This is a genomic window from Methylobacterium sp. J-088, assembly GCF_022829295.1.
GTDB lineage: Bacteria > Pseudomonadota > Alphaproteobacteria > Rhizobiales > Beijerinckiaceae > Methylobacterium.
This window is the reverse complement of sequence record NZ_JAKSYH010000245.1, coordinates 1-7,921: the sequence shown is the minus strand read 5'-3', so window position 1 is coordinate 7,921 and position 7,921 is coordinate 1. Positions and strand designations below refer to the sequence as shown.

At 63.7% G+C, this 7,921-nt stretch carries 9 protein-coding genes; 3 read left to right on the top strand and 6 right to left on the bottom strand.

What is annotated here, in order from left to right; translation table 11 throughout:
- Positions 1-199 (top strand): transposase (locus MKK63_RS26165; RefSeq protein ID WP_244006795.1); only part of this gene is annotated, 199 nt, incomplete at its 5' end.
- Positions 200-617: 418 nt separating this feature from the next.
- Positions 618-1,592 (top strand): N-acetyl-gamma-glutamyl-phosphate reductase, encoded by a 975-nt coding sequence (argC, locus tag MKK63_RS26160; protein WP_244006793.1) that lies wholly within the window; start codon positions 618-620, stop codon positions 1,590-1,592.
- A gap of 167 nt (positions 1,593-1,759) precedes the next feature.
- Here the strand turns inward: argC and MKK63_RS26155 are convergent, their stop codons facing one another.
- Positions 1,760-2,206, bottom strand: a complete 447-nt coding sequence (locus MKK63_RS26155; RefSeq protein WP_244006798.1) for a DMT family transporter — start codon at positions 2,204-2,206, stop codon at positions 1,760-1,762.
- Between the two features lie 118 nt (positions 2,207-2,324).
- Here MKK63_RS26155 and MKK63_RS26150 point away from each other — a divergent pair, with 118 nt between their 5' ends.
- Positions 2,325-3,221, top strand: a complete 897-nt coding sequence (locus MKK63_RS26150; RefSeq protein WP_244006796.1) for a LysR family transcriptional regulator — start codon at positions 2,325-2,327, stop codon at positions 3,219-3,221.
- Positions 3,222-3,411: 190 nt separating this feature from the next.
- On the opposite strand, the gene MKK63_RS26145 is transcribed toward MKK63_RS26150, so the two are convergent.
- The 5 genes from MKK63_RS26145 to MKK63_RS26125 all read right to left on the bottom strand — a co-directional run.
- Positions 3,412-5,508, bottom strand: coding sequence for a catalase (locus tag MKK63_RS26145; protein WP_244006791.1), 2,097 nt, complete (start codon positions 5,506-5,508; stop codon positions 3,412-3,414).
- Between the two features lie 131 nt (positions 5,509-5,639).
- Positions 5,640-6,149: a TspO/MBR family protein gene (locus tag MKK63_RS26140; RefSeq protein ID WP_244006788.1), complete on the bottom strand. Its 510-nt coding sequence runs from the start codon at positions 6,147-6,149 to the stop codon at positions 5,640-5,642.
- A 113-nt stretch (positions 6,150-6,262) separates the two neighbouring features.
- The gene (locus MKK63_RS26135) at positions 6,263-6,694 is read right to left on the bottom strand and encodes a hypothetical protein (protein WP_244006786.1); all 432 of its coding nucleotides are present in this window, start codon (positions 6,692-6,694) and stop codon (positions 6,263-6,265) included.
- Positions 6,694-7,329 carry a recombinase family protein gene (locus MKK63_RS26130; RefSeq protein ID WP_244006784.1) on the bottom strand — a complete coding sequence of 212 codons (636 nt, stop codon included), beginning with the start codon at positions 7,327-7,329 and terminating at the stop codon, positions 6,694-6,696. Before MKK63_RS26130 ends, MKK63_RS26135 begins: the two co-directional genes overlap by 1 nt.
- A gap of 226 nt (positions 7,330-7,555) precedes the next feature.
- A partial coding sequence (locus MKK63_RS26125) for a Brp/Blh family beta-carotene 15,15'-dioxygenase (protein WP_279574886.1) occupies positions 7,556-7,921 on the bottom strand: 366 nt, incomplete at its 5' end.

Genomic DNA, 7,921 nt, shown 5'->3' with positions numbered 1-7,921 from the left:
GGACGCCATGGCGATACGGCGCGCCACGGTCGAGCATGTCTTCGGAACGCTGAAAGCCTGGATGGGCAGCACGCCCTTCCTGACGAAGGGCCTGAAAGGCGTGCGAACCGAGATGAGCCTTGCGATCCTCGCCTACAACATAAAGCGGATGATACGCCTGTTCGGCGCAACCTGGCTCATCCAGGCCATTCGAGCCTGAAGCGGCCCACCGCGCCGTCGTCATCATCCTGCCGACCAGCGCTGGCGACCACGATCAATGCGTTTTGACACGGCCTCGACCCACATCGGACGACCGAATCCACATCGTGGTTCCTCGAAAGCAGTCATCCGGCTCCCCGAGTGATTGGCAGGCATTCTGCTTGACGCTGGACATGGCAGGCGACAGGGTGTCAGCTCATGACCAGCAACTGGACCCTTCGCGACCGACGCCGACGCCCCTGCATCCCTGCGGTGGCTTCTCGGCTGCGTGCGGATCGGTACCCTTCCGTGGAATGACAGCCTCTCCATAGGCTTCTTCCGGAACGCTCCCGTCCCACGTTCACGAACCCCCGCAGCCCCTGGCTCCGGGGGTTTTCTTTTGCCCGCCCCCCTCTCTCAGCCCCTTGGAGTATACCCTCATGAGCATCCGCGTCGGCATCGTTGGGATCAGCGGCTTCGGCGGCGGCGAGGCCATGCGCCTGATTGCGAGCCATCCGTCCTTCGAACTGGTCTACGCCGCTGGCGAGGGCAGCGCGGGCAGCCGTTTGATCGACCGGTTTCCCGGTGTGCCGGGCAAGCTCGCCGATCTCGTGATCACGAGGTGGGACCCCGCGACGCTGCCGAAGCTCGACGTGCTGTTCGCATCGCTTCCCACGGGTGCCTCGGCAGAGGCGCTGGCCCGCGTACCGCACGACGTGAAGGTCGTCGATATCGGTGGAGACCACCGCTTCGTCGAAGGTTGGATCTACGGCCTCGCTGATGTCTGGCCGGACCAGATCAGAGATCAGCGCCGCATCGCCAACCCCGGTTGCTTTCCCGCCGCAACGCTGACCGCGCTTGCACCGTTGCTGGCCGAGGGACTGATCGAGCCCGGTAACATCGTGATCGATGCCAAGACCGGCATCTCCGGGGCGGGTCGCGGCGGCGACAGCAAGTTCGGCTACGCCGAGAGCAATGAGAACCTTGTGCCTTACGGCCTGCTCCGGCACGTCCACATGCCCGAGATGGCCAAGGCCATCGAACGGCTGAGTGGTGGCAGCGCGGCCGGGCTCGTGTTCACCCCGCACTTGGTGCCGATGACCCGCGGCGTCCTGGCTACCATCTACTGTCGCGGTCGTACCACCGCGGACGCGTGCCTGGAAGCAGCACGGCGGTTCTACGCTGATCGTGCGTTCGTTCGCGTGACCGACAGGCCGCCGCAGACCAAGTGGGCGGCAGGCTCGAACCTTGCGCTCGTCAGCTACGCGGCCGACCCCGAGCGCGACCTCGTGATCGCGATGGGTGTAGTCGATAATCTCGGCAAGGGGGCGGCCGGTCACGCGGTGCAGAACGCGAACCTCATCTGTGGCCTGCCGGAGACCGCAGGCCTCGACGGTGCACCGATTTGGCCATGATGAGGTAAGTGTCGGCTCCGGCCCATGTGTCGCCCGGAAGCAGACCGACGGTTTCCCATCCTAAGCAGCCCTCCCGCTTTCGACCCAACCCGGACGCCTGGATTGCCGCCAGCGCTTCCCGGAAGCAGCCGTTCGTCCGCCGTCCCAAAAACGACCGATAAGAGGCTTCAGCGCCGGATGAGGACGACACCACCGATCAGCAGTACGACGCCGAGCAAGCGGGTGAGGTCGACCGATCTCTGCGCAAGCCCAAGCCAGCCGAAATGGTCGAAGGCGACTGAGCCGAGCATCTGACCGGCGACTAGGAGGGCGATGAAGGTCGCAGCTCCGAGTTGCGGCACCAGGAAGATTGCGAGCCCGATGAAGATCGCGCCGAACATGCCGCCGCTCCAAGCCCACCAAGGGATGCGGCTGGCGACCGCGACGGACGGGGCCGGATCGCGCAAGGTGATGGCCAGCACAACCATGCAAGCCACGCCGACGAAGTAGCTCATGAAGCCTGACCACGCGGCCGAGTTGAGAGCCGCGCGCAAGTTCGCGTTCAACACCTGCTGCACGACGATGCTGATACCAGCCACGACCGCGAGGGCTGATGGGAGAAGCACGTTGAGCATCGCTCGATGGTCCTGTCCGGCGGCATCGCGTCTGTCGGTTCGGCGCGGCCGGCATTGACAATCATTCTCGTGATATGCCGTCAAATGCCTGTAGATCGCGTTTCCATGCACAAAAGGCATCATGAACCCGGGGCATCTCGACCTTTTCCGCGCGGTTCTGAGGCACGGCGGCATGACTAAGGCCGCAGACGCCCTCGGCATCAGTCAGCCGCATGTTAGCAGGGCGGTCGCGCAGCTTGAGGCCGAACTTGGGTTCGCGCTGTTCATTCGCGGACACGGCAGCGCGACGCCGACCATTGAGGGTGAGGCGTTCGCCCGCGAGGTCGAGCGGACCTATGCTGGGCTCGACCATCTGCGGGACGCCGCACGTCAGATCAGGGAACTAGGGACGGGACCGCTGAAGGTAGCGTGCCAGCCGTCGCTTGCAGCGCGCCTGCTGCCGCGTGCAATCCGCCGCCTCGGCATGGAATGTCCAGGTGCGCGTGTCGCGCTCCACGTCCCCGCGCCGGACACGATCTGGTCTTGGGTTGCGTCCGGCCAGTGCGACCTCGGGATCGGTCGGCCACGCTCCGGCTATGTCGGCGTTGAGAACGAGCCGTTCCTGACAGTTGACGCGGTCTGCGCGTTACCGATCGGGCACGCGTTAACGGAGCCCCCCGTCGTGGCCGTGCGGGATCTCGCGGGCGAGGCGCTGATCGCTGGGGCTCCCGGCCTATTCCAGCAATCGGTCGAGGCCGCATTCGCTGAGGCGGCCGTAGAACCAAGGTTTGTACATATGGCTCAGTACACCGGAGCCCGATGCGGCCTCGTGGCGGAAGGGGCCGGATTGGCCATTGTAGACCCTATTCCAGCACGCGAACTCGCCCACCTTCCTATCGTTCTGCGCCCGTTCCAACCCAGCTTACCCATCGCGTCGGTGATGATCCGCCCGACCGCCCGCCCGCCGGGGCGGCTGGTGGAGCAGTTCATCAACATCTTGAAGGCGGAGCGCGAAGACATTCTTGCAGAGCGGTGAGGGTGATTTGGGGTGCGACCATCGCCCATCGTGATCCGCGCGGCTGTCCGGTTGCATGGTCATGCATCCCAAGAGCAGTCGGACCGCTTTCCACCCTACCCGGTCATAACGGTTCCCTTTTGTAATCCTTCACAATTCGGTCGCGGCCATGAACGCTGCCGATTATTACCAGCAGCGTTCAATTGACTGCTTAGAATATGGTGCGAACCGAAGGCTCACGCGCCCATACCCGACCGGTAGCCGCAGTCTGTAAGAATGCCTTGCCGTCATGGCCGTCCATGACAACCACACCGGCATCCGGAACCACGCCGGCTTTATCCATTAGCGGCATTGCCGCTGTAGAATGGCCAATTACCTTAAGATGGGCGAAGGCGTCGTGCACGAAGGCGACTGCCGCCGCTTCCTTCGTCAACGTCGCTGCTCCCTCAGGCGATAGCGCCAGGACGACCGTGTCGAAAAGCACGGACGGTCCGCCCGCCAGTTGGAAATCAGCCCGGATCAGGCCGCCGTCGCTGCCCTTGGCGCCGCCGACTTTGGGAGCGATTACCTTCAGCTGCGCCCCCATCTTGGTGGCCTCAGCCTCAAGCGTGGTGACCATCTTCGGGTCCGTGCCATCCGCCACCAAGCAGCCAATCAGACGGCCTTCCAAGGTTGCCTTGGCCTTTGCCAGGATGCTGAGCATCGGCGACGGTTTCAGGTCTGTCCGCACCGGCACCGTTGTCGGCGCTTTCGCGATCGGCCCTTCATAGCCCAGCCCGTTGGCGACCCGCTTGGCAATCATCTCGTCCACGTTGGCGAGCCGGCTCAACAGCTGCAGACGGACGGCCTCGGTTTCCACCTTGCTCAGCTCGAAGATGAAGGCAGAAACGATATGGTTCTGCTCCGGCTCGGTCTGGCTGACGAAGAACAGCCGCGCCTGGCTGAAATGGTCGGCGAAGGTCGCCGAACGCACCCTGAGCTTGTCGCCCACCTCGTGAGCAGGGAAGCTCTTGAAGCCGATCGCCGGATCGGTGCGCTCCACCGTCGGATCGAGCGAGCTGGGCGAATAGGAGACCCGGCCCTTCGGCATGCCCATCTGCATGTGGCCGTCCCGCTGGAAATTGCGGACCGGGCAGCGCGGCGCGTTGATCGGCAGTTGAGCGAAGTTCGGACCGCCCAAACGCTTCAGCTGGGTATCGAGATAGGACTGGTTGCGGCCCTGTAGCAGCGGATCGTTGGTGAAGTCGATGCCCGGCACCACATGGGTCGTGCAGAACGCCACCTGCTCTGTCTCGGCGAAATAGTTGTCTGGGTTCCGGTCAAGCACCATGCGCCCGATGACCCGCAACGGAATAACCTCCTCGGGGATCAGCTTCGTCGAGTCCAGAATGTCGAAATCGAAGCTCTGGGCGAAGTCCTCGTCGAACAGCTGCACGGCCAGTTCCCATTCGGGGAAGCTGCCGGTGTCGATCGCGTTCCATAGATCCCGGCGATGAAAGTCCGGATCGCCGCCGCTGATCTTCAACGCCTCGTCCCACACGACCGACTGCATCCCGAGCTTCGGCCGCCAGTGGAATTTCACATAGGTCGATTTGCCGGCCTCGTTGACGAGCCGGAAGCTGTGGACGCCGAAGCCCTCCATCATCCGGAAGGAGCGGGGAATGGCCCGGTCGGACATGATCCACATCAGCATGTGGGTGCTTTCGGGGGACAGCGACGCCCAGTCCCAGAAGGTGTCGTGCGCTGTCTGCGCCTGTGGGAAGCCGCGATCCGGCTCCTGCTTGGCGGCATGGATCAGGTCGGGAAACTTGATCGCGTCCTGGATGAAGAACACCGGGATGTTGTTGCCGACCAGGTCCCAGTTGCCCTCCTGGGTGTAGAACTTGACCGCAAAGCCGCGTACGTCGCGGGCGGTATCAGCCGAGCCCATGTTGCCGCCGACTGTCGAGAAACGGGTGAACAGCGGGGTTTTGACGCCGACTTCGCCCAGCACCTTGGCCTTCGTGAACTCGGCGAGGGAGTCGGTCAGTTCGAAAAAGCCATGCGCCGCGGCGCCGCGCGCGTGCACCACCCGCTCAGGGATGCGCTCGTGGTTGAAATGCGTGAGCTTCTCCAGCAGCGCGAAATCTTCGAGGAGGACGGGACCACGCTGCCCGATCTTAAGGGAGTTCTCGTCGTCGCCGATCACGCCACCCTGGTTGGTGGTCATCGGCGGATGGGTGCCACCAGCATTTTGGTGCAACTCGCCACCCGTGCCGACCGTCTCATTCAGGGTCGCGGCAGGACGAGGCGATTTATGTTTCGACATGTGATTCCGTTTGGTCTGGGTTGGCGAAGCGACGCTCAATGGCGTTGGCGCGAACCCTATCAGATCACGGACAACGATTGGAACGGTTCAAAATTAGCGCAGCTGTCAGCTTCACTTTCCTGCTATGCTAATTAATCGTTCTTCCGCCAAATCTCTTCGGCGAGGAGCGTCGCGAACGAGACCCAAGCCACCAGTGGAATGCCGAGCTGGCCAGCAGACTTATCTACCTGACTGGCCGTTGCCACGTAACCGACCGCGCTTGCGCCAAGAGCGGCCGACGCGACGGTTGCCCATCCTGTCGACCGCTGACCGAAAAAGACTTCGCTCCAGCCGGCAATACCAACTTGGTTCGCGGCCCAGAACGCCAAGGCCGTTGTCCGCTCAGGTGATCCCTCGGCGCGAAGCAGCCGATAACCGCCATAGGCGAGCGACGCCTGGATGCCCGTCCAGGCAACCGGGTATACCGGCGACGGCGGTGTGTAGTCCGGTTTCGCAAGGTGCCGATACCAGCGCCTCGTCCGGGGGTGATCAGGCGTCGGGCTTGCGCGCCGCCCAATGAGTAGGGCTGCCGTGACGGCTCCAACCGCCAGTGCCGCAGCCTGAAGCGGCGATAAGCCTCCCGTTCGGGCGTGTGATGGCATGCTGGTACTCCTCAACGGGTGTCGATCATCCATGTGGGATGAGGGCGGGTATCGACCCAGGGCATCGACTGGGCGGTGACGAGTTTTTGTTCGGAGAAGGCGACGGCCTGCTATCAACCAGTTCCGCCGAACAAATCGCCTATCGCCTTACGGGCACGAAGGGTCACCCGCCTGCGCCGCTGATGCTCCGGCCGATCGTGGTTCATGTGGCACCGTTGGCAGAACGCCGTGAGGTTGGCGTCCGTGTTGTCGGCTGTATCGTGATTGCGATGCGCGGTTGCCAGCACTACGCGCGTCACCCTCACCAGTCCCGGCTCCATACCCTCAGGAAGGGGCAGGGCGCGACGCAGGAAGCGACCTCGACCATCACGCCACCGCCCCGCTTCGGCATCCCACCAGCGGCCGTCGCCTAGGTGCTGCACATCCTCCATGTGCGGCCGGCCGCATCCCTCGCACCGCCCCCGCGCCCGCACGAAGCGGATCATGGCCGAGAGTTGCTTCCAGTCGATCGGGTAGAAGTAGCGATGCTCGCGGCGGATCGGCATCAGCGATCCCCATCCTGCATCGGGGTAGCTTTTGCTCGCTTGGCGATCCGGGCGAGGGTCGAGCGGCTGCAACCGGTGGCGGCCTGGATTTGGCTCCAGGGCGAGCCGGCTTTCAGCATGGCCGCAATCCCCTCGTTCCGCTTGGTGTCCTCCTGACGGCCCCTGTAAAGGCCAGCAGCTTTGGCGCGGGCCTGTCCCTGCGCCTGGCGGCGGCGGCGATCGTCATAATCCTTGCGGGCGACCGCCGCGAGGACATCGAGCAGCATGCCGTTGATGGCCTGGAAGACGCGCCCGGTGAATTCGTCGGCTGGCGTCGCCAAGCTCCAGGAGGTCGGCAGGTCGAGTGCTACGATGCGCACTCGCTTGGCGTCGATCACGGCGCGTAGCTTCGTCCAGTCGTCCGAGGAGAGACGGGACAGGCGGTCGACCTGTTCGATCAGCAGCACGTCCCCAGGGCGGCAATTCGCCAGCAGGCGGAATAGCTCTGGCCGCGCCAACGTCGCCCCACTCTCGTTCTCGACATACGCTGCGGCGATCGTCAGACCCCGGTCGGCCGCAAAGGCGTCAAGCTGCGCCCGCGCCCTGGTCGCGTCTTGTTCAGAGGTGGAAGCGCGCAGATAGGCGCGGACGAACATGAAACCTGCCAATCGGTTCGATTAGGATAGGTGTCATGATAGCGGTTCGATTTAAATGGTCAAGCTTATTATAACAGACTGACCAACGCCTAGTTCGATTGAGGCATACCCAAATTGCACCATGAGAAACAGCTGCTATGGCTGGGGGAGGGGGAGGGGTAAATTACTCCACGCGCGAAACCAGCCAACGGCTCCGTCAGCATCGCCAGGGACAGCTTACCTTTTACTAAGCGGCACAGTGGATTGGTTTTCGCTGTATCGTGAGCGCCTGTGCCCGCTCATACCCCGTCAACCAAGCCTCCAACAGCACGTGAGGCAGCGTCAGCGCCGCAAGCAGTTGCAGCGTCACGCCTACCAGCCGCACTGACGGCTCCCCCGCGCCAAAGGGCAAGAGCGCCGCCCCAATCAGCACGGTCAGGATCGTGGTCGGTATGGAGAGGCGCCAGGCTGAGACTGTGTTGTGCACCCGCGGCGCGCGTGTCGGGTGCCGGATGAGCGCGGCCGTGTGAGACGGGGCATGTACGCTCACGAAGTATAGCGCGAACGCCGTCAGCGGCGGCAGTGCCGCGAAACCGACGCACTGCAGGAGTGG